The following is a 21522-nucleotide window of genomic DNA, read 5'->3' as shown; positions in this document are numbered from 1 at the left end:
TTGACAACGCTTTCTCAGACGAGATTCTTCAATCCATCAAAAATACTTTCGAAAAAGGTAGAAAGGTTTAGTCCGTTGCTGTGGTTGAAATATACAAATACCAAAAATACGATCACCACAAATATGATGAGTTTGCGGAAGGCGAAGGCGATAACGATCAAAATGATCGGAATAATAAAGAGCCATAAACTGTTTATCGCATACGGACTCAAATCAGTATCTTTTTTGTACACGTATACCAGTTTACTATGCGTACCTGTATCGTTCTGGTGTTTGATGTAAACAAAGGTCGATTTATCGATTGGCAAAGGCAGTACGGCGATGCCATCGTTAAACTTTAAGATCTGTGTAAATCCGCTTACGCTAAAGGTGTACGTACCATTAATATTCTCGTTGGGATTGTTCAGCGAATCGGCCGCTATAATGGCCAGTTTGTTGTTTTTAAGCAAATTCTCCTTTACCAGAAAATTATTAATGGCTGCGGTTTGGGCTGAGCCCGACAAACCGATTAAACACAGCGATAACAAGAGTAAAATCCGTTTCATTCGATAGAACGTTTATTGTAAATTAAATAACCGATATGCAATAATACACCATTTCTTTTAACTGCGTCATTATATAAATTATAACTTAAACTTACGGGGCCCAGCGGAGAGTGATAAACCAAACCTGCAGTACCTGCATAACGTATTTTTGTAATGGCCCTGGCATAATCTACATCCTGAAAATTATTCAGTTCGAACTCCTTATGTGGTAAAAATAAATAAGCTTCCAATCTAAAATCAAGATTTTTTTTAACATTATAAATGTTTTTTATGCCACCGGCGGCATAGGTTGTTGCCCTGAACTTATCCAGAAATAATGATCTGCTATCCTGAAGTGGATAAAACGCCGGAGCGGTTAAAAGTGTAGCGTAATAGTTGCTAAATAATGGCTGGTTAGAGATCACCCCTTCTACGATATAACCCAATGTATATTTTTTGACATGCAAAAAATAGTTTTCCTGTGTGAGTTTGATACTTCCCCATTGGCGTAAATTACTGCTTCCGGGAATTTTTACAAAGCCCAAAGTGTTACGGAAAATATTGCCGGGATTATAATTTTCACGTCCTGTGGTATAGTTGAAGCTTAATGAAAAACTTTGACCTCTGCTGGCATACTGTTTTCGGTTTAACGAGTTCTTTTCAAGGTTTAAAGAACCTCTAAAACCATTAAAAATTGTCTGGTCGAGCAAATCGCCTACGGCAAAGGTATTATTTGGACTATAACGGTCATTATTGTTGATAAATGTGGAATGCAATACGATTTTTGTATTGTAATTTAAAGGCATTCCCATCATCAGATCGATTTTCCGGTCTGATTGCTCAATGTAGATTGGGCGTGGATTTTCGATAAAAATCTGACTGGTATTGTAAAAATTCCAATGGTTATAGGTAAGTTCGGCCGCTAAAAATAGTGGCAATTTGGTAGGGTAATCAACCCGGCCGTTTACCTGTACCGATTCGTAAAAACGGCCAGAATAAAAACTGGTTCCAAAGGTGTAGGATTTTCTATTGAGGTAATTGTATTGTGCGCCTAAAAAAACATTACTAATGGGCCGTGTAGAGATATTTCCACCAAGCTCTAATTTGAAGCTCTTTTTGGGCTGCGCTACCACCTCGAAGGTATAACTATCAGTTGCTGCCTGGTAGGATATTTTTGGGTACACGGTTTCGAATGTCTGATCGGCAACCAGTTTGTAATAACCGCGCCTGATATCCTGCAGGTCGAATGTACTCTTGTCGCTTTTGAAAAGCCTTTCTACATATTTCTTTTGCTGGTTGTTTACGCCGGATACAATGATGTTGCTAAATTTCAGATCTGGTTTTCTCGCATTAAATTTTTCTCTTCTTTTTGCCAGTTCTTCATCAGTTACTCTTTTGCTGATCAAGGCCTTAATTCTCGGCATATCAGCCATTGTGGCATCATAACCTTTTTTGATCAGTTCTTCCACAGGTGCGAAATTGGTTATGCTATAGGTGGCCAGATCGGGCTGGATGTATACACCATTTTTGCCGATCATGGTCGAATCTGATTTGGAAAGAAACATGTATACCAAAAAACGGTTCATCAAGCGGTCGTCGATGTTTTTAGGATATTCGTTATAGGTTTTTGACGAAACATTGGCGCCGATTACATAATCAGGTTTAAAATCCCTTTCCATAACATCTGCCGGGAAATTATTGTAAAGGCCGCCATCAAAAACATATTTTCCATCCAGTTTAATTGGGCGGTAAATAATCGGAACCGTCATGGTTGCCCTTACCGCTTCTGCCAAACTCCCTTTACTGACCGTTATACTTTTTTGCGAAAGCACGTCGGCCACCATGCAGCGGTATGGTACAAAAAGGTTGTCGAAATTATCTTTAGAAACGGCAGATGCCTGTGAGAAAAGCTCTAAAAAGGCAAAATTTAAGGGGATATCGTTAATCAGGTTGGAACGGAAACTAAAGTGAAAGCCCGTATCAATAGCCACTTTTGCGGTGAGCATAGAGGCATTTGGTGCGTTTTTCTGGAAATAATAGGTATAATCACTGGTATAACGGCCATTTACCCAATTCTGGAAATCGTTGCTTAAGGCTATTTTTTCTATTTCTGCCGGACTATAACCAGCTGCGTACATGGCGCCAACAATGCCGCCCATTGATGTTCCTGTGATGTAATCGATCGGGATGTGGTTTTCTTCCAGAGCCTTCAAAGTGCCGATGTGGGCCAAACCTTTGGCACCGCCACCGCTAAAAACAAGACCAACCTTTTGCGCCTGCAATTGGTTACAGCACAGAATGAAGAGGATCAGCAAAAATCTTTTAAAAGTTACCACCCCTAAAAATAGGGGTTTTCTTTTAAAATTAGTTCAATATGAAAATGTTGTAGGTTAAAAATGATGCAAAACTTACCCAAAGAAAGTAAGGGATAAATATATAACCTGCCCATTTATTTATTTTATAGAACATCAATCCATTAATTACAATGAAAATGAGCAATAAAATGATTTCGGCCAGGGCGAAACCAACTTCATGTAGGTAAAAGAAAATAAATGACCAGCTTAAGTTTAAAATCAATTGGATAAAGTAAATGGCAACTGTGCGTGGGAAATGAACAATTTTATCGCGCCTTATCCAAACGAGGTAGGCCGCGATCCCGATCAAAATATATAATGTTGTCCAAACCGGACTGAAAAGTGAATTTGGCGGATTGAATGCAGGTTTATTTAATGTTGGATACCAGGTTTTTACCGATCGAAAGGTTGCCCATGCGCCTAAAGCACAAACGCCCAACGTAATGGCAATATTAATAATAAAAGCTACCGGTTTAAATTTCATGCTGCAAATTTGAGTTTAAACAATGGTAAAACCTAAAAGTTTTTATCATCGGCCAATACCCGGAACAATGGGCAAACTCTCATTGTCATCCTTACCGACACTTTGGACAGCGAATAAATAATTGTCTTTGCTGTACGGTAACCTCAGTTCGGTAGCGGTGGTGAAAAATTTCTTTTCCCAAACCGCACTGCTCGTTTCACGCATCAAAACATAATAACCTTTTACTGTGCCATTAATGGGGGCTTTCCAGTAGAGATAGGTAGAATTGCTCAGATTTTTTACATCGACTTTGACTTCGGTAGGGGCCGAAGGTGCTTTTGCCAGGTTAGCCAACACCGCGATGTTTACACCTGTGTTTTTTCGCAGGTATTCGAAATCCATAAATTCCTGCAAGTCGCCATACCTTATTCCTTTTTCAGTTCTAAGGTCTTGATGTTGATGATCGAAATTTTCGTTCATTTCGGTAATACGAACGGCTGTAAAGCCATTTTCTACAAAGGGTGTATGGTCGCCTCCGCGGAGAAATCTGTCGTTCCGGTAAATTAATTTAACTTCTAACTGATCTACATAACGTTCGCCAATTTCTTTAACGTACCTGGCCAGTTGACGGCTTTTACCATCGTTTTCTAAGCCAAACTGACGGATGCTTTTCGCATTTTTATCCAATTCGTAGCCGGGTAAACCCTCGCTAAATACGCGTAATCTGGTGTTGTCAATAATTTGCGTTTCACTGCTGTTATTGCTGCCAATCATATCATTATTCAGCATAGCATCTATACTCCAGTTTTCTTTTTTTGCCTTTGCTGCCATATAACCTGAACCTAATAAAGATTGCTCTTCTCCACTTACGGCCACAAAAATTATTGTTGCTGAAAATTTGTACCGGCTCATAATCCTTGCCGCTTCAATTACGCCTGCTACGCCACTGCCATCGTCGTTAGCGCCTGGTGCATCGCTGGTTCTGTTCATTACATCGGTAACACGGCTATCGAGGTGACCACTCACTACATAAACACGTTTATCGTTTGCATCAGTACCTTTTAATATGGCTACGGCATTGCCCAAAAGTGTAGGCTGGTCTACTCTTTTACCATCTGGTTTAAATGTTGTGGTATCCAGAAAGGCGGTAAGCCTGCCATCACCCTGTTTGGCAAATTGGTTAAACTTGCTCACTACCCAATTTCTCGCTGCCCCAATTCCTTTTGTTTTGCTTTTAATATCACTTAAGGTATTTCTTGTTCCAAAAGCAACCATTTTTGTGATGTACGATTTCAATGAATCCTGATTTACAGACTTGACCATTTTATCGATATCTGTATTGCGGTTAACAAGTGTTTGTGCCTGTACAGATAAACTTATTGACACAATAAATAGGAGGCTGTAGAATTTTTTCATCAAAAATTATTTAGAAAGCGAATATATTGAATGAATTGTCGAAAAGATAGCTGTCGAATGCGGTTTTCTGTAACATTTTGGCATAAAAAAGCCCTTCGAAATTAATCAAAGGGCCCAGTTGTTTGGTTTGATAATTACCTTGCTACATTTAAAGCAATTTCTTGGGTTTTGCTCCAGTTACCAAAAGCTTTTTTAGCTGATGATTTGGCTGAACTTAATTCAACATCTCCGGCAATGGTTAAAAAAGTTTTCTCCGGAGAGATCTGGCTATAAAAACTTTTAATATCTTCAAGGGTTAAGGCGTTGATCGATTTTTCGTTTACCGTTTGGTCGTAGTCATAATCCTGTATTTTTAAGCTGGTCAGCAATTTCGCTTTGGCAATATTGAAAGTATTCTGATCGATCGTTGCATTTTTAATTAGCGAAGCCATTGCCGATAAGTCTTTATCAAGATCTGCATTAACAGTTGCCAGTTTTCCACTATTGTCATTAAAGCTGATGTTCGGGTTTTTGCCTACATTTTCGTTTAATACCGCATTCAATAATTCAATTACACCGTCTTTTTTATCCTTGAAGGCATTTGCATCCAATGTAAAGCTCGAATACGCTTTTGGAGAGCGGTCGTTTTCTGAGATAATGATGTTCATGCCATTTTTGAGTTTGTAGCCAACAGGCGCTTTGAAGGTTTGTGCGTTAGCTGTATAAATCGATAGGAAGCTAAGTACCGAAAGTGCAAGGATTTTGATTTTGTTCATTTTATTCCTTTGTTTTTTGTAGGTGATGATTTTTGTTTAATATTTGATTAATTTAGCGTTAATCGACTTATTTGAACTATATCTAGGCGATAGAAAGGCAATAATCCTAGATGAACGGCTTTATATACGAGGTGAAAATGAAATCGGTTTTTTACAAATATATATTTTATTCATTTTGTTCATTATTTTTTTATCAAAATATTGATGCTTGTTATGCTTAGTTTTATTTGAGACCCTAACCCGATATTGATGAATTGTTTAATTGTGGATGACCATGTAATCGCCAGAAGCACGGTGAGCCATCTTTTACGGATTGATCCATCCTTAAAGTTGATTGCCGAATGCGAGAGTGCTGCAGAAGCTTATCAAAACTTAGGCATTCATAAAATAGATTTATTGCTCTTGGATATTGAAATGCCGGGGATATCAGGAATAGAACTGGTTAAGGGTTTGAGTGAAAAAAGACCGCTGATTATATTTATCAGTTCGAAAAAGGATTATGCCGTAACCGCATTTGATTTGAATGTTGTCGATTTTATCACAAAGCCAGTAACACCTGATCGATTTTTAAAAGCAATTAATAAAGCAAAAGAGATCTATAACCTGAGTAACCTGTTATTAGATAATCATCAGGATGATTTTGTTTTTATCAGAGATTCGGGGGTAATCAGGCGCATCAAGCTTGATGCTATTAATTATTTGGAAGCAAAAGGCGACTACGTAAAGATTTGTGCGGATGATAAAATATATTCCATTCACTCTTCCTTAAAATCTATTGAAGACAAACTGCCAGGCCATATTTTCATCCGTGTGCACCGGTCGTTCATTGTCAATGTTGGTAAAATAGATATTGTAGAAGGGAGTACTTTGGTTATCCATCAAAATTTTGTTCCGGTGTCTGATGCGTATAGAGCGGCATTGAATAAAAGAATGCAGATATTGTAATCACATATGGAGGCTACAGAGAAAGATGATCAAGGATTCAGGTCAATAATTGATGTATTGATTGTTGATGATAATGTTATAGATCAAAAACTGCTATCGGCTTACCTTAAGGCGTATGATGTAAGTTTTGATATTGCCGAAAATAGCGAGGCAGCTGTAAAAAAACTAAGTGATGTTACTTTTAAACTGGTGTTGGTTGATGTGGATAGCGCTGAAGTTGATGGATATACATTGGTGGAAATGATCAGAGGGGATTTGGATATTCCGATTGTTGCCATCACCATGGATGATGTGGAAGAAGTGAAAGCAAAGTGTTTTGCTATAGGGATGAATGGCTGTTTTACCAAACCCATCTCCAAAATCGAATTGGTTGGCGTGCTTACTCAGTTTGATGTACTATCTATAAATACCCTCCAAATAACCGGCGTTGATAAATTTAAGGTTATTGATTTAAGCTATTTGAAAGAGGTGAGTATGGGTGATACGGATTATGAGCATGAAGTAGCCGGTAAGTTTATTGAAGTAATTTCTGCCGAGCTTATTCAGGTAACGGATTGTTTGGAAAATGAAAAATTTGATGAATTAAAAAATGTAATGCATAAAATGCGCTCTACAATTTATATTATGGGTTTAGGTTCAAAGCTTAGCGCCCACCTTCAGGCTATCGAAGAAGACAATTTATCAAAAGTGCAATTGGCGCACCGGATTGAGCTGATCAAAATCATCTGCGAAAAAGCTAAAGAAGAGGCTCAGGAATTTCTGGACGGATAAAATTAGGTCACTTAAGATGCGTACAAGTGATCAAATGCTGATTTTAAGCTTATTTCTTCAATAAAATCCTTTATTTCCCTAATCGTTTCTTCCGGTTCACTGATATGTGGAAAGTGCCCTGTTGCTTTCATTACTACCAAAAAGTTTTCGGGTGTGTTTTTGTTGATAAATTCACCTGTCGATAATGGAGCCATGATATCGTTTGAACTTTGTAAGGTAAGGCTTGGTACTTCAAGGTTTTTTAACTTATCCCTGTAATCTGCTTTAAAGGTGGCCATTGCAAAAGCAAGCGCAACGCTTGGGGCGGTAGCCTCAAAACATTCCTGTAAGAAATCTGATAACTCTGGTTTTGATGGTGTATCCATTACCACCGGTGCGAGTTGCTTGCTCCAGCCTACGTAATCTTCGGCAATATGCTCAAATATAGTCTCAATATCATTTGCATTAAATCCGCCGATATATTCACCATCATTTAAATATCTTGGCGATGGACCAATAAATATCAGTTTTTTAAATAATTCCGGTATTTGCAGTGCGGCAATCATACCGATCATACTGCTTACCGAGTGGCCAACAAAGATAATATCAGTTAACTCGAGCGCTTCTATAATATCGATCACATCACAGGCATATCCTTCTAATGTGGAATATTTCTGTTTATCGTATTGATTTAAGTCCGAATCGCCTGAACCCACATAATCGAATAAGATTACTTTATAATCTTTCAGAAAGGCATCGGTGATAAATTTCCAGGAGCTTTGTGCACAGCCAAAACCATGGGCAAACATGATTACCTGACTGCCTTGGCCTAGGATTTTTACATTATTTCTGGTGAGTATAGGATGCAAGCTGATTGATTTTAAATTGATATTAAGTTAAGCAATGTTATGATGTTTTTTAAAAAAAATAAATAATGAACAAAATGCATCTCTGTTTTGGGTGAACAGCTAATATTTTATTCATAATCATTATCTTGCCATTCATCCGCTAACCAATAAAAATCATCATTTCCCTATGAAAATTGCTGTTTCCTTATTGTTGATCATCTTTTGCTCCGTTTTAAATGTGCAAAGTCAGGTCGATTTAAAATCTTTTAAACAAAACGGAGCCCTGGTTTCCGCTCATCAAAAAGAGCTTGTGCTCACCTGGCCTGTGGGTAAAGGCGAATTTGGCAAAATGATTTTAGACCTCAACCGTAGCAAACCCCTGTTTAAAAGTTTGCTTCTGGGTAAAAAAGGTAATTTAAAACAAGTGGCTACAAACCTCGACCCTGCATTTGTTTTGCGTGTAGGTAAACGCACTTTAAGTCCATCAAGTGGTGGATGGGATGTATTTTTTGATCGTGTGCCCACGCGTCCATATACTACAAATACTGTAAAATTCGAGAAAGGGAAAACAAGTGTTTCTACACAAGGCGCGCAGACTATTGTAAAAATAGCTGGCATGCAGAGTGAACCTTTTAAAGGTGATTTAGAGATTACTTTATATAACGGAAGCCCCTTATTTAATGTAGCTGCGGTGTTATCAACCGAAAAAGATTCGACAGCTATTTTATACGATGCGGGACTGACCAGCAAAAATAAGAGTTGGGCGAATATCGCCTGGTCTGATGTAAAAGGAAATCTTCAGACTGAAAGGGCCGTTCAAACCGACCCTAGTAAAAACCTTGAGGTGAAATATAGAACGGTAATTGGCGAAAATACGGATGGAAGTTTGGCTCTTTTTCCTGCTCCACATCAGTATTTCTATCCTTTAGACGAGGCCTTTAACCTTAAATTTACATGGAAAGGCAGTAATTATTTAAATTTAATTCCTGATTTTGGGATTGGTATCCGTCAGGACCCTTTGGGTGATAAACGTTATGTTCCCTGGTTTAATGCACCACCAAAAACGCAACAGCGCCTTAATTTTTTCTGCTTATTAAGTGCCGGCAAAGCAGATGTTGCTTTAGCCGAAGTAAAAAAGTTTACGCACAGCGATTCGTATGTTCCGTTGGCAGGCTATAAAACAATGGCCAGCCATTTTCATAACGAATTTATTTCGGATGTAGTACTGAGCGGAAAACCTGTTCCAGAGAAACCTGAATTTGTAGAGGTACTGAAGAAAACAGGGCTAAATATTGTGAAGCTGGCTGAATTTCACGGGCCTGGACATCCAAAAGGGCCGGATTCTACACGGTTAAACGAGCTGGATGCACTTTTTAAACAAACCAAAAGATTATCAGATCCTGAATTTCTATTGTTACCTGGCGAAGAGGCCAATAATTTTTATGGCGGTCATTGGCTGGCATTTTTTCCTAAACCGATTTACTGGATCATGTCGAGAAAAAGTAACCAGCCTTTCGAAAGCAATGATCCAAAATATGGCAAGGTTTACCGTGTTAATGATAAAGTAGAAATGCTTAAATTACTGGAACAAGAGCATGGTTTAGCTTGGACAGCACATGCCAGAACCAAGGCTTCAACAGGTTATCCGGATAAATATAAAGAAGAAGATTTTTTTAAATCGGAAACTTTTATGGGAGCCGCATGGAAAGCCATTCCGGCAGATCTTTCGTTACCCACTTTAAGTAAAAGGGTATTAAATCTGATGGACGATATGGCCAATTGGGGTTTAAAAAAACATGTAATTTCGGAAGCAGATATCTTTACTATTACAGAGCAGAATGAAATGTATGCGCATTTAAATGTAAATTATTTACAATTGGATAAGGTGCCAAATTATGCCGATGGCTGGCAGTCTGTGTTGGATGTAATTCGAAAAGGGAAGTTTTTTGTTTCCACAGGTGAAGTATTGATTCCAAAGTTCAATATTAATGGAAAAGGTGCAGGTGAGGCATTAAAGATGGCTAATAGTGGTAAAGCTGTGATAAACATGCAACTCAACTGGACATTCCCGTTAAGTTTTGTCGAAATTGTATCCGGCGATGGAAATCAGGTTTACCGTAACCGTATAAACTTAAATAATACCCTGGCTTTTGGTAAAAAAGATTTTAGCTGGCCTGTAAATTTAAAAGGCCGTAAATGGGTAAGGGTAGAGGCCTGGGATATTGCCACCAACGGTGCATTTACGCAAATGGTTTGGCTGGAGTAGTTTACTGCATTCCGGGCGTAGCGGAGAATTCCTGACCAATGAAGTTCTATATCGTCCTCGTTTGTAACGAAGACGAATGAGAAAGGTGATGTATCGCTATTGTTTTTTATGCATCATAGATGCACATTTCAATAATATTTGTTGTTCCAGAGGAATCATTTCTTAACAAACGAGGACGATTTGGATTATTTTATTCTTGCTGCTATTCTGCATGTAGTGAAGAATTCCTGACCGACAAAGCACAATTTGTGACGTTCATGATAATTAAGGTCTTTACTGTTCTGTGCGTACAGAATCACAAAACTTTTAAAGCACTGCATCATTTTTAAACTTCCTAATGGCAAGATAAAAAAAAGTGATCGAATATAAACCAGCCAATAATCCTGCACATACCGCTGAAGGGGTAATCCCGAAATCATGGTTTTTAGGGAAAGAAAAATGTAGCACAAGCATCATGGTAAATACAATGGCAATGCTATACAAGCCATTCAGTCCTGCTTTTTTAAGGATAAAGGGATAGCCGGTAATTTTTTCGTCTGCCTTATGGTTAATGGCATCAGCCTGCTGTAATTCTTTTATTTTTTTCAAAATATCAAACGTAATCATAAATGGTAACAATAATGACATCGGCAATAAAAACCTCGCCAGATTTTGTTCACCGCTAAATAAATGCACTGAATTTTGTGCTTTAAAAGCAAAGTAGGGCACCACCGTATTCAATACCGTGTTCGGAATAAGGTGTATCAGCAGATTTTTGCGTACAAACTTTCGCCAGTTCGACACTTTTGTTTGCGTATCATATATCACTTCGTCAGACATCGACTAATTCATTTACATTTTTCTTCATCAGCTCCATTACCCTGTCTTTGATCTGCCAGGCTTCAAATTCCCTTAAAAACGATTCGTTCGACATAAAGGAGAAATCGAGTTGTCCGTTAAACGTGCTGCACACCAATGTGTTGGCGTTTTTCCAGGGGAAAGCAACAGTTGGACTATATATCGTTTCTAGTGCAAAATTCTTATAGTCTTTCGGAATGTTTAAAAGCCCCATATTGCTGAGTGTAAGATCATGGGTACCTTTTGTTGTTTTTAAAAATCCGATCATTTTATTTACTGATGAATGAAAATATTCACTCATGCTCAACAGATCGTAGACTTTCATTTCGGCTATTTTTGCATCCAGATCGGTTTTTAATTTGCGGGCCTTGCTCCAGAAACCGCTTTCTGACTGATCAAGTTTTAGCTCTGCGATAGGGGCAAAGGCAAACATGGTATCTTGTTTAATGGCTTCAACAAAACGCCTGATATCGACGGGGCAGATCACTTTACCATGCGCTTTAACACCCTGTACCTGTTTAAAAGCATCTATAAATGCCACACAGATGGCGGCATGAACAGTGGTATTTTCTTCTTTACACTTTATCAAAAATTTTTTGGTATCCTCGGCGCTGATTTTCCAATGCACAGCATAATTGCTCTGGTCTACATTATTGTTGGATGTAGCTTTGAAAAAGAAAAACAAACGGCCAAGGGCTGCAAAAATTTTCCCTTTAAAATGGCCTGCTTTAGTAATGGCAAAATCTTCAGGTAAGAGCTCACGAACGGTAAGGAAAGAGGGGTATGGTACCAGTTCTTGTTCAGGATGATCAATCAAAGTCATCAGTTCGCGCATCAAATTTAATATCGTGGTACCATCGCAGATACAGTGGGGCAAAACAAGCAGAAAATCGGATTCGGTTTCGCCCTTTAGCCACACTAATCTTGCCAATGGTTCGTCCGGACCATCAAAGAGTTTGTACCACTCTGTTTTTGATTGTGTTAGCCAATCTCTGTCTGTAAAACGATCGGTAATTCTTACAGGTATTTTACTGATGTTTTCGTTCAGTACAAAATATGGTGTTTTGCCTGTAGCATCAATATTCATCCGCAACAGTGGGTGTTTCTGCTGGATTTTATATAGTGCTTGTTGCAGGCTTTCTTCATTGATTTTACCTGTAATCTTGGCGCCAAAAACACAGTTTAGCGGTGTTTTCGCATCCACATGCATGATCCTTTCTCCTAAAATTAATCTTCTTTTCATGCGGTTGCAGTTAAAATTTCAATTGGTTTTTCAACCTGGTCTTTCAAAATGGCCAATACTTTATCTTTTATGGCCTCTGCCTCTACAAAAGGCACGTAACCTTCGCTGGCTACAAAAGTGAAATCCATTTGGTTGCGGTAGGTAGAGGCGATCATGGTAGTGGTATTGCCCAGTGGGCCCATTACCGAAGGACTGAATATTGTTTCTACTTCGAAGTTGTGGTATTGGTGTGGGATATCGATTTTGCCGAGGTTAGAAAACATGCAGTCGTTGCTCGATTTTCCATATTTTAAGAAGTTGGTGAAATTTTTAAGCGCTGGATGGCAGGCTTCCATCATCATCATCAAACTATAAGGATTGAGTTTGGAAGATTTATCGTTTACATCTTTTTGGAGTGCCCTAACATTCTCTAAAAAGTCTTTTTCTGGCAATAGGGAAAGTACAATCATCAGCCCAAAGGCGAAAATATGGTCTTTTTTAATAATGGGATTAAAGTTCCGGATGTCGACAGGAAGTGATATCTTGTTAAAAGCTTTCTCTTTTCTTACCTCTTTAAAAGCAGTTAAAACAGCCGCACTTAACAACGTATTTACGGTAAACTGATTGGCTTTACAAAACTGGATAATTTGTTGGGTAAAATCCTGATCGAGTTTCCAGTTGATCATAAAATCTCTTTTTCGTTCTACCGCTACCTTTTTGATTGGGATAATCCAAAGGGCAAGCGCGGCAATTTTGCCGATCAGCCCGTTTTTAGCCCGGTTTCGATAACTGTTTAATACTTTTTTAGGAATGACATCTTCAACGCCCATAATGGGGATTTCTCTGCCAATTTCGGCATCTGGATCATCTAAAAGCTGTAGCAATTCTGTTAAAATGGAAAGTGCCGCAGTACCATCGCAAAGGCAATGGTGATAGACCATCAAAAATTCTGATACCTCTTTGCCTTTAATCCATGCAATGCGGCAAAGTGGTGCTTGTGTAGCATCAAAAACGGTTTTCCATTCATCAGTGGATTCCTGGGCCCAATGTTCGTCATTTATACGGTTTACAATACGGATGGGTATTTTAAAAGCCTCGGTTAGGTTGGTTACAAACCAAGGCCTTTTATCTTCGTCGATACGAATTGCTGCGGTTAACCAGGGGTGTTTTTTCTGGATCCTGAATAAAGCAAACCTTAAATCATCTTCTTTGATCTCTCCCCTGATTTTGAAAGGTATAACTATGTTGAACGGACTTTTTCCATCCCCGTATAACATCCTTTCACCAAATAGCAGTTTTCTTTTCATTTAGGTTAGTAGTTTAAACATTTCGCTATCTTGAATTTACTTCAGGATCTCAATAGCAAGAAAGATGCTGAAACGAGTTCAGCATGACGACCGTCCTGAGCGACCGTATTATAAGGTTGGCAACTCATCATGAAATCGTTTCCACAACCTGTGCTGTTTTTGCAAAGTCCTCCAGCAATTGCACAGCCTTATCGTTGCCACCGGCTTCGATAAACGTTTCTTTTATTTTTTGTGCAGCCTGACGGTATTTTGGGTTTTCCAAAAGCTCGAAAACCGTGTCTCGTAAATCGCTTATACGTAATCTTTTATAGCGGATGCTTACACCACAACCTGCCTGCTCAATTAATTTTGCGGTGTGAAAGTGATCGTATGCTATGGGCGTGATCAACATGGGTAAACCATTGGTGAAAGTATCGTTTACGGTATTGAAACCACCATGGCAGATTACAGCATCCATATGTGGCATCAGTTCTGTTTGTGGAACAAAACCATTCACGATAAAGTTATCGGGCCATTGTTCAAAAATATCAGGGTTGGTTGCGGCCACAATGGTTACAGGCTGGTTTTCGAAAGCCGTAATCAGTTTCTGGAAAAATTCCTTACGGATATCAACCAACAGCGTACCTAACGAAACAAATATTTTTGGCGTGGTGGCCTGGCTTAGGCGTTCCCAATCAAAAGGCGCTAAATTTGGCCGCCCTTTTACAGGTCCCACAAAATGCATGTGGGGCGGTTTTTCCTCAAAGCCCGCAAAAGCCTGCGAGGTGAAAACCATGTTCAGTTCGTGTGAGTGAATGTGGATGTCGTCGCTATAAATGCCCACTTCTCTTTGTAAACCTTTAATCAGGTTTTGTTGCCATTCGAATATTTTGGGTGCACTGTTTGCGGTATCACCCATTACATCCGGTGGTACAGGAGTGGTGGTAACCGATAGAATGCCTTTTAAATGTGCGCTCAAAGCACCAGCGAAAGTGATACAGTCGTTAATAATGACATCAGGTTTCCAGGCATCCACAAAGTTGTTCAATCCTTTCATCATCATTTTGGCAAATGGTACATAGGTTTCTTCGAGTGCCAGTTTCATCACCTCAGGTCCAGAACAGGCAGGGCCATCATCCTGACGTTTTAAAATGCGTTGTATTTCATCAGCATACTCAAGGAGATCTTCTTCAGGATAAATGAATTCGCCACCTTCTGGCAAATGCACCTGGGCAAGCGGGGTAATACCCAGCCATTTTACTTCATGGCCGCGGGTCAATAAACTTGCGCCAATACTTAATGTTGGGCTAATATGGCCGAAAAATGGCGGGACAACGAAAAGGAATTTTGACATACTGTTTAATTTAACTGATGAATACGTTTGAGGTTTTGTTGCTTAATGTTTCCAGTAAATCGGCAGCGCTTTCTGTTCCACCGGCCTCGATAAAGGATTGCTTAATCTGTTCTGCAGCGATTCTGTAACTGTCGTTCTGCAGCACTTTGTTTACGGCCTCTTTAAGGTGATTGGCTTTAAAACGGTTAAAATTTAAGCGTTCTCCGGCACCTACCCTAAAAACACGTCCGGCTACATGGCTTTGATCGTAAGCAATTGGAATAACCACCATAGGGAGGCCGTTCATCAGGGTTTCGCAAACGGTGTTGTGACCACCATGGCAAACCACTGCATCGAGATGTGGTAAAATTTCCAGTTGTGGTACCTGGTGCTGCACGGTAAAATTGGCGGGCCATTTTTCAAATAAAGCCGGATCAGACACCACTACCACATGCAGGTCTTCATCGGCAAAAGCTTCAATTACCTTGGCAAAAAAGGCTTTTTTGTGCTCATGATCGAAAGTGGTACCAATGCTGACCAATATTTTAGGTTTGCTGTTATGAAATGATCCCCAGGGAAAAGGAATTGAAGTTTTGCGACGGTTAAAAACGGGGCCAATAAACTTAAAATGTGCTGGTAAATCCATCTCCCCAAAAAAATCTCTCGAGGTAAATACTAAAGTAGCCAGATCAGAGCAGGCAATAGAATCAGGTATACTAATGCCGAATTCTTTTTGCAACGCTACAATCTGATTAACCTCCCACTCATGCACTTTAGGCAGTTCGTCCATTACTTTTATGGCTGCAGGTGCGGTAACTGAGGTAACATAGGGATAGTTTTTATTGGTTGCGGCAATGGCCCCGGCAAACATCTGATGATCGGTAATCACCACATCAGGTTTAAACTGATCGAGTAAATCGGCAATGCCTTCATAACTGTGCCTGTTAAGCGGAATCAAGACTTCTTCATACAGAAATTTAATGCTATCGATGCCGTAAACAATCTTTTTGGTGATGATATCGAGGTATTTTTCAGAATCTTTTTTCTGCTGGTCGTTTTGATCGTAGCTGATCACGAGGAGTTCGCCCCCCTCAGGAAGTTTTTCTCCCAGCGATTGATCCAAAGTAATCCATGCTACACGGTGGCCTCTTTCTAATAAAGCTGCACCCATACTCAAAGTTGGGTTGATGTGGCCAGTTAGGGGAGGAACAACGAATACGAATTTTGCCATGTGTTTAATTTTATGTTTCCCGGAAGAAGTTTAATAATGTTTCAGCGATTACCAATGGTTGTTGTATCGGGATATTATGATCTCCTGGTACAGCAATTAGCGATGCGTTTTCAATCAGCCCTTCTAACTGTTTGCCCGCATTAAGGCAGTTGGAATCAGTGCCATACAGCAATAGGGTAGCCTGTTTTATTGCTTTGATTAGCGGACTGCCAAAAAAGGCTTTTTCGAGCTCCATGTCGGTTTTGATCGAAGTTTGATAAAAGAGGTACTCGTACATACGGTGGTTGCGCTCCATTTGCCTTTTGCCCATTTTCACTTTGGTGGTATCAGTAAAGTTTTCGACGTAATGCTCTAGAAATTCACGGCTATACTCATCTATAATGCCCCTTGTTTTATCGTCATTTGGGTCTGGTGCTTCAATTATGGCCAGTTTGTTAATGCGATCCGGGAAACGGATCGCCATTTTTAAGGCAATCAATCCGCCAAAACTATAACCGCCCAAATGTACTTTTTGCAGGTTTAATGCCTCCAATAGTGCAAGCAGATCGTTTGTCATGCTTTCCAGATCGTATCCTTCCAAAGCCTTTTCGCTCATGCCATGACTTTTGAGATCGTACAATACCACATGATATTTGGTAGCCAATAATGGTGCAATATTAAAATAATAGACAGACAGGTTGCTAAACATCCCATGAACGAGGATGATGGTTTCAGCTGCTCCTTTGTTGAGCTCCTGAATATGAACCGATTTGTCGTTTACCGTTATGACTGGCATTCTTCGATATAAGAGATGATCATGCCTAAGTTTAAGTTGATCAGCTGATCTAAATCCATTGATGATAACCAGCCCGTAAAATCGATCTGTTCGCCAAAGTGCGCTTTGATTTTTTCGGAGAAAGATACAATTTCGATGCTGTCCATTTCCAGATCCTTGGTGAAAGAACTTTCAGGGGTGATATCCATTTCTTCAACAAATTCTTCACCGATTACTTCGGTGATAAATTGTTTCATGAGGTTGAAGATTTCTTCGCTGCTTAATTTTGTAGTTATAGTGTCCATCCGATGATATAGTTTTTATGTTTGATTGTTTTGATTGTGATGTGATTGATGCGTAATTCTTCGCCGTTAATTTCTTCAACGGTATAGGCTTTTGGATTGCCCTGTAAACCTTTACCCAGGTATTTTCCATAAGCCTCTTTGGCCACCCAAAAGCGGGTTGCCCATTCTATTTTGTTGCGGGTTTGGAGCAGCGCCATTTCGTGATCGTTAAACACGAGATCAAAAAAGCCAGCGCTCCGTTCTTCGATATGCTCGATATCGATACCAACAGGTTCGTTGAAACGTGCTATGCCCACAGCATCAGTTCCTTTATGGGCAATGGAGATATTGATGTTATCCGTTAAACCACCCTTAACAAAGGGTTTGCGGTATTCATCCGAATAAATTTCGAAGGTGATCGGGTAACAGGCCTGATTTTTCTGTGTGTTCAGTAAATTCCGTACGGCATCTTTCGCTGCTACACGACTGATCATCCAGGTTCTTCTTTTATTCGGTAATAAATTATGGTGGTGCTTTTTCTCAGTCTGGTTAAAATATCTTTTCAGGATAAAATCCCACGATACCACACGCGAATAAGCGTTGCCAAAAAGAAAAACGCCCGGAGCAACTTCTTCTGATAAACGGTTGTGAAGCGGCGACATCGAAACGTTCCAAAGGGGTTCGTCTATTTCCAGCCTACGGTTTTGCCAGCCAGAAATAATAAGCCAGATGATGCCATCTCTTTTCATCACAATATCGGCAGTTGCAAATTCATCATTGATTTCGGTAAGTACACAGGTACATTCGAAAGTTCCTTTCTGATCTGCCATATCGCCAAAGAATTCAATCTCCTGGATTTTAACGGGAAAGGCAATCCGGTCTTTTTCTAACGTGAGCTGTAGCCATAAACCAAATAACTGCCCTGCATTATCGAGCAATGAGCCTTTTCCGCCTGCTGCTTCTATAATACCGGTAATTCCTTTTTCGCCAACAGCAACCAGTTTTTTGATGCCCTGATAATCTGGTCCGTGGAACATGTGGGCGTCGTAAATCTGTGCAGAAGTACGATCGATATCCAGTAATTTTCCAATATCGAAAGTTCTGGCTGGAGCAGAGTTTAACCGGGTAGCCAACTGCACTTCTGCATTGGCAAAACGCTCCAGATTAAGATACACCCTTTGCTCGTCTTTCCATTCGCCGGTTACCGTTTCCTGGAAAGGTTTAACTACATTCATCCATTGAAATACCCGCATATTCATGATTTTATGCACCTTTTCTTCAGGCGATTGTTCATTAGCGATTTCAGCGAACACTTCAAAAATCATGGTCATTGGGATTACCGGATCCATATCTTCGACCGTTGGCCAGCCTTTTGGTTGCCTGAGCAGGGAGTGATCAATGAGGTAAGGACAGTTGTCCAGACTTACATCCAGTTTTTTGCTAAAAGGCTGCCTCATGGGGAATAATGGTTTAGCTGGAGCCCAATTGTTTGGCTGGTCGACTTGCAAAGCCGCGTTTTCGAACAGTTCGGTCATTTCGCTCTGCATGTTGATCATCTCCATTACATTCTCGTTAAAAGCCTGTAAAACCGGATGTTTTGCCTCCACAAAAGTTTTAGATTGTACGGCCTGTGGCTTTTTAATGGTTAAACCTTTAAGTGTTTGCAGATTGTGGATAATCGGCGAACCCAGTTCGAGTTTAACCCCTTTACTTTTTTGCGGAGGGACGGATTTGATATTGCCCAAATAAGACAAACCAACTTCTTTTCCTTCGATAAAAAGTGCCGCCAATACCCTTTGGAGTTGTGTAATGCCCGAACGGATAGGCACATTGGCACTAATGGTGCTGATTTCCTTTCCTTTTAGGGTATCATCAATAAAACCGACCAAACCTCCTGAACCCACCTGAATAAAAACACGCGCGCCTTCGGCATACAGTTTTTCGGTAAGCTCACGGAAACGTACTGGTTTAATTAAGTGTTCGGCACTTAACTGGCGGATGGCTTCAAAACCCTCAGGATAAGTTTCTAAAGTGGTAGCCGACCAAAGCGGAGTGGTAGTTTTCCGAAACTGCATATCCTGCATGCCTTCGAGGATCAGTCCCAGTTTATCGGCCACGAATGGCGAGTGGAAGCCCGATTGGAAAGGTAAAATCTGATGAAAAATCTGTTTCACCTTTAATATCGGAACCAGTTCGTCCAGGGCGGGTTTGCTGCCACAAAGAATGACCTGTTGCGGACAGTTATCATTAGAGAGATATAAATCAGGAATGTTTTCCAGAATAGGTTGAAGGATCTCTAAACCACAACCGACAGCGATAAACCTCGAATCTTTTAACTCAAAAGTTTCAGGGTTAAGCACATTCAGTAAATTCATGACCGAACTTTCTTCTGCCAGTTCTGAAGATCTTGCGGCAAGCCATTCGCCAAGGCTGTGACCTGCGTTCATATCAGATTTAATGCCCAATTGCTTTAAAGCCTGATCTAAAACACTGCTTTTGTTCAGTATGTTGAGCGCTTCACTTAACAGGCCATCCTGTTTTTCGTTTTCGTCGATATTAATATTGAAATAATCAGCTACGGTTTTAAATTCTCCACCTGTAAGTCCATCCAAGCCTGGGAAAACAAAGGCTATTTTTCCATCATTCGCCAAAAGGGGCGCATTGGTATACCAGATATCCTGTTTGTTTCTCCAGGGAGAATTTTTAGCTACAATTTTTAAGGCTTTTTTAATCCGCTCGGGGCTAGGATTAAATAAGACCAAACGGAAGTTTCCGTCCCCGATGCTGTAATCTCCGTTTTCGATCGATTCGATTAAAGCCCCATGACTTGGTCTTGCGATTACCAATACCTCATCTTTTTTAGGGATATCGTAAGCGCATAATACCACATGGGCATTAATGCCACCAAAACCAAATGCATTTATGGCAGCCAGTTTTGGTAAACCCGATTGGTTCCAGTCTATGGCTTTCTGCACCGCCGAAAAACGGGTTTCGGCCAGTTGTGCAATAGGCTCATCACAATTTAAAGTGGGCGGAATGATGCCATGGTAAAGTGCTAAACTCGATTTGATCAGTCCTGCAATACCTGCTGCGGGCATGGCATGGCCGATATTCGATTTAACAGAGCCAATACCCGCTTTTGGCAGGTCTGCGTCATGACCAAAAAATTGTTTTAAAGTTTCTATTTCGGTTTTATCGCCAAGTGGCGTACCTGTACCATGGGCTTCTAAATAGCCAATATTTTTACTTTCTAATTCCGCATTTTTCCACGCTTCGGTAATCGCTTTTAACTGGCCTTTAACCGATGGACTCATTACGCTGGTTCCGCTTCCATCGCTGCTAATGCCCACGCCTTTAATTACCGAATAAATTTTATCCTGATCCCTGATGGCATCTTCGAGACGTTTAAGCACCACAAAACCACAACCTTCGCCGATAATCAATCCATCAGCGTTTTGATCAAAAGGTTTAATTTTTTCCTGTTTGGATAAGGCGCCCAATTGAGAAAATATACTCCAAAAGGCCGCATTCTGACCTAAATGTACACCGCCTGCAATAATCATATCGCAACGGCCACTATTTAATTCCTGCACACCATGATCAACCGCGATAAGTGAACTGGCACATGCCGCATCTAAAGTAAAAGCCAAACCACCTAAATTTAGCCGGTTGGCTACCAGTGAAGCCACTAAATTAGGGATCAATCCCATTGCAGTATCGGCACTGAAGCGGCCTTTACGCAATTGGAATTCGTGTTTTACCTTTTCAATTTCCGCTTCGCTAAGCTGTGGCATTAAATCTTTTAATACGCTCGAAATCTGCTCACCAGTTCTTACAATTTCGATTGCCCGGGTTGCCCCCGGACCAACGTAATTGCCTTTGCCAATGATGATCCCTGTTTTATCGAGGGAATATTTTTTTTCAAATACAGCAGCATCTTCCAATGCCTGATGAACCAGATCTAAGGTTAACAGGTGATCGGGTTCGGTGCCTTCAACAGCTAAGGGTAAAATCCCGAAACGTTGTGGATCAAAATGATGATCGGGAATAAAACCGCCGCGGTTACAATAAAAACGATCTACGCCGCCTAAGTTTTTATCGAAATGTACGGGATCGATCCGATCGGCCGGAACCTGCTGTGTAGCATCTACCCGGTTGATAATATTCTCCCAAAAGGTCTGCATATCTTTCGCTCCCGGAAAAATGCATGACATTCCAATAATTGCTACATCGCTTTTCTTCATCTACTGTTTA

17 protein-coding genes are annotated in these 21522 nt (G+C 40.2%); 3 read left to right on the top strand and 14 right to left on the bottom strand.

Going from position 1 to position 21522, the window contains the following annotated elements:
* Positions 1-14: 14 nt before the first annotated feature.
* From AC04Q1_RS07795 to AC04Q1_RS07775, 5 genes are all read right to left on the bottom strand, one after another.
* The gene (locus AC04Q1_RS07795) at positions 15-545 is read right to left on the bottom strand and encodes a hypothetical protein (protein ID WP_478363411.1); all 531 of its coding nucleotides are present in this window, start codon (positions 543-545) and stop codon (positions 15-17) included.
* Positions 542-2839: a patatin-like phospholipase family protein gene (locus AC04Q1_RS07790; protein WP_478363409.1), complete on the bottom strand. Its 2298-nt coding sequence runs from the start codon at positions 2837-2839 to the stop codon at positions 542-544. Before AC04Q1_RS07790 ends, AC04Q1_RS07795 begins: the two co-directional genes overlap by 4 nt.
* A 49-nt stretch (positions 2840-2888) precedes the next feature.
* The gene (locus tag AC04Q1_RS07785; protein WP_478363407.1) at positions 2889-3362 is read right to left on the bottom strand and encodes a TspO/MBR family protein; all 474 of its coding nucleotides are present in this window, start codon (positions 3360-3362) and stop codon (positions 2889-2891) included.
* A 45-nt stretch (positions 3363-3407) separates the two neighbouring features.
* Positions 3408-4757, bottom strand: a complete 1350-nt coding sequence (locus AC04Q1_RS07780) for a M28 family metallopeptidase (RefSeq protein WP_478363405.1) — start codon at positions 4755-4757, stop codon at positions 3408-3410.
* Between the two features lie 134 nt (positions 4758-4891).
* Positions 4892-5512 carry a peptidase M16 family protein gene (locus tag AC04Q1_RS07775; protein ID WP_478363403.1) on the bottom strand — a complete coding sequence of 207 codons (621 nt, stop codon included), beginning with the start codon at positions 5510-5512 and terminating at the stop codon, positions 4892-4894.
* Between the two features lie 249 nt (positions 5513-5761).
* Here AC04Q1_RS07775 and AC04Q1_RS07770 point away from each other — a divergent pair, with 249 nt between their 5' ends.
* Both AC04Q1_RS07770 and AC04Q1_RS07765 read left to right on the top strand, forming a co-directional pair.
* On the top strand, positions 5762-6457 hold the full coding sequence (locus AC04Q1_RS07770; RefSeq protein WP_478363401.1) for a LytR/AlgR family response regulator transcription factor: 696 nt from the start codon (positions 5762-5764) through the stop codon (positions 6455-6457).
* A gap of 6 nt (positions 6458-6463) precedes the next feature.
* Entirely contained in the window at positions 6464-7228 is a 765-nt protein-coding gene (locus AC04Q1_RS07765; RefSeq protein ID WP_478363399.1) for a response regulator, read from the top strand.
* Between the two features lie 11 nt (positions 7229-7239).
* Here the strand turns inward: AC04Q1_RS07765 and AC04Q1_RS07760 are convergent, their stop codons facing one another.
* A complete protein-coding gene (locus tag AC04Q1_RS07760) occupies positions 7240-8076 on the bottom strand; it encodes an alpha/beta fold hydrolase (protein WP_478363397.1) in 837 nt (278 codons plus the stop codon).
* 166 nt (positions 8077-8242) lie between these two features.
* Between AC04Q1_RS07760 and AC04Q1_RS07755 the strand changes: the two genes are divergently transcribed.
* Positions 8243-10321: a CehA/McbA family metallohydrolase domain-containing protein gene (locus AC04Q1_RS07755; protein WP_478363395.1), complete on the top strand. Its 2079-nt coding sequence runs from the start codon at positions 8243-8245 to the stop codon at positions 10319-10321.
* A gap of 306 nt (positions 10322-10627) precedes the next feature.
* On the opposite strand, the gene AC04Q1_RS07750 is transcribed toward AC04Q1_RS07755, so the two are convergent.
* From AC04Q1_RS07750 to AC04Q1_RS07715, 8 genes are all read right to left on the bottom strand, one after another.
* A complete protein-coding gene (locus tag AC04Q1_RS07750; RefSeq protein WP_478363393.1) occupies positions 10628-11140 on the bottom strand; it encodes a hypothetical protein in 513 nt (170 codons plus the stop codon).
* Complete coding sequence (locus AC04Q1_RS07745; protein WP_478363391.1) at positions 11133-12401, bottom strand: condensation domain-containing protein; 1269 nt, start codon at positions 12399-12401, stop codon at positions 11133-11135. The genes AC04Q1_RS07750 and AC04Q1_RS07745 overlap by 8 nt, the downstream gene beginning before the upstream one ends.
* A complete protein-coding gene (locus tag AC04Q1_RS07740) occupies positions 12398-13687 on the bottom strand; it encodes a condensation domain-containing protein (RefSeq protein ID WP_478363389.1) in 1290 nt (429 codons plus the stop codon). Before AC04Q1_RS07740 ends, AC04Q1_RS07745 begins: the two co-directional genes overlap by 4 nt.
* 127 nt (positions 13688-13814) lie before the next feature.
* On the bottom strand, positions 13815-15020 hold the full coding sequence (locus AC04Q1_RS07735) for a glycosyltransferase (RefSeq protein WP_478363387.1): 1206 nt from the start codon (positions 15018-15020) through the stop codon (positions 13815-13817).
* Between the two features lie 10 nt (positions 15021-15030).
* Positions 15031-16230, bottom strand: a complete 1200-nt coding sequence (locus AC04Q1_RS07730) for a glycosyltransferase (RefSeq protein ID WP_478363385.1) — start codon at positions 16228-16230, stop codon at positions 15031-15033.
* A gap of 10 nt (positions 16231-16240) precedes the next feature.
* Positions 16241-17005: an alpha/beta fold hydrolase gene (locus AC04Q1_RS07725; protein WP_478363383.1), complete on the bottom strand. Its 765-nt coding sequence runs from the start codon at positions 17003-17005 to the stop codon at positions 16241-16243.
* Positions 16993-17289 (bottom strand): acyl carrier protein, encoded by a 297-nt coding sequence (locus AC04Q1_RS07720; RefSeq protein WP_057933556.1) that lies wholly within the window; start codon positions 17287-17289, stop codon positions 16993-16995. Before AC04Q1_RS07720 ends, AC04Q1_RS07725 begins: the two co-directional genes overlap by 13 nt.
* On the bottom strand, positions 17277-21512 hold the full coding sequence (locus AC04Q1_RS07715) for a beta-ketoacyl synthase N-terminal-like domain-containing protein (protein ID WP_478363381.1): 4236 nt from the start codon (positions 21510-21512) through the stop codon (positions 17277-17279). Before AC04Q1_RS07715 ends, AC04Q1_RS07720 begins: the two co-directional genes overlap by 13 nt.
* Between the last annotated feature and the right edge of the window lie 10 nt (positions 21513-21522).

This window comes from Pedobacter humicola (assembly GCF_056490705.1).
This window is presented reverse-complemented; position numbering and strand designations above follow the sequence as displayed.

Excerpts from the sequence above, each read along its gene's own strand:
- AC04Q1_RS07725 (WP_478363383.1), bottom strand. The coding sequence starts at position 17,005 with ATGCCAGTCATAACGGTAAACGACAAATCGGTTCATATTCAGGAGCTC.
- AC04Q1_RS07745 (WP_478363391.1), bottom strand. The coding sequence starts at position 12,401 with ATGAAAAGAAGATTAATTTTAGGAGAAAGGATCATGCATGTGGATGCG.
- AC04Q1_RS07770 (WP_478363401.1), top strand. The coding sequence starts at position 5,762 with ATGAATTGTTTAATTGTGGATGACCATGTAATCGCCAGAAGCACGGTG.
- AC04Q1_RS07775 (WP_478363403.1), bottom strand. The coding sequence starts at position 5,512 with ATGAACAAAATCAAAATCCTTGCACTTTCGGTACTTAGCTTCCTATCG.
- AC04Q1_RS07795 (WP_478363411.1), bottom strand. The coding sequence starts at position 545 with ATGAAACGGATTTTACTCTTGTTATCGCTGTGTTTAATCGGTTTGTCG.
- AC04Q1_RS07765 (WP_478363399.1), top strand. The coding sequence starts at position 6,464 with ATGGAGGCTACAGAGAAAGATGATCAAGGATTCAGGTCAATAATTGAT.
- AC04Q1_RS07750 (WP_478363393.1), bottom strand. The coding sequence starts at position 11,140 with ATGTCTGACGAAGTGATATATGATACGCAAACAAAAGTGTCGAACTGG.
- AC04Q1_RS07780 (WP_478363405.1), bottom strand. The coding sequence starts at position 4,757 with ATGAAAAAATTCTACAGCCTCCTATTTATTGTGTCAATAAGTTTATCT.
- AC04Q1_RS07720 (WP_057933556.1), bottom strand. The coding sequence starts at position 17,289 with ATGGACACTATAACTACAAAATTAAGCAGCGAAGAAATCTTCAACCTC.
- AC04Q1_RS07740 (WP_478363389.1), bottom strand. The coding sequence starts at position 13,687 with ATGAAAAGAAAACTGCTATTTGGTGAAAGGATGTTATACGGGGATGGA.
- AC04Q1_RS07785 (WP_478363407.1), bottom strand. The coding sequence starts at position 3,362 with ATGAAATTTAAACCGGTAGCTTTTATTATTAATATTGCCATTACGTTG.
- AC04Q1_RS07730 (WP_478363385.1), bottom strand. The coding sequence starts at position 16,230 with ATGGCAAAATTCGTATTCGTTGTTCCTCCCCTAACTGGCCACATCAAC.
- AC04Q1_RS07715 (WP_478363381.1), bottom strand. The coding sequence starts at position 21,512 with ATGAAGAAAAGCGATGTAGCAATTATTGGAATGTCATGCATTTTTCCG.
- AC04Q1_RS07735 (WP_478363387.1), bottom strand. The coding sequence starts at position 15,020 with ATGTCAAAATTCCTTTTCGTTGTCCCGCCATTTTTCGGCCATATTAGC.
- AC04Q1_RS07755 (WP_478363395.1), top strand. The coding sequence starts at position 8,243 with ATGAAAATTGCTGTTTCCTTATTGTTGATCATCTTTTGCTCCGTTTTA.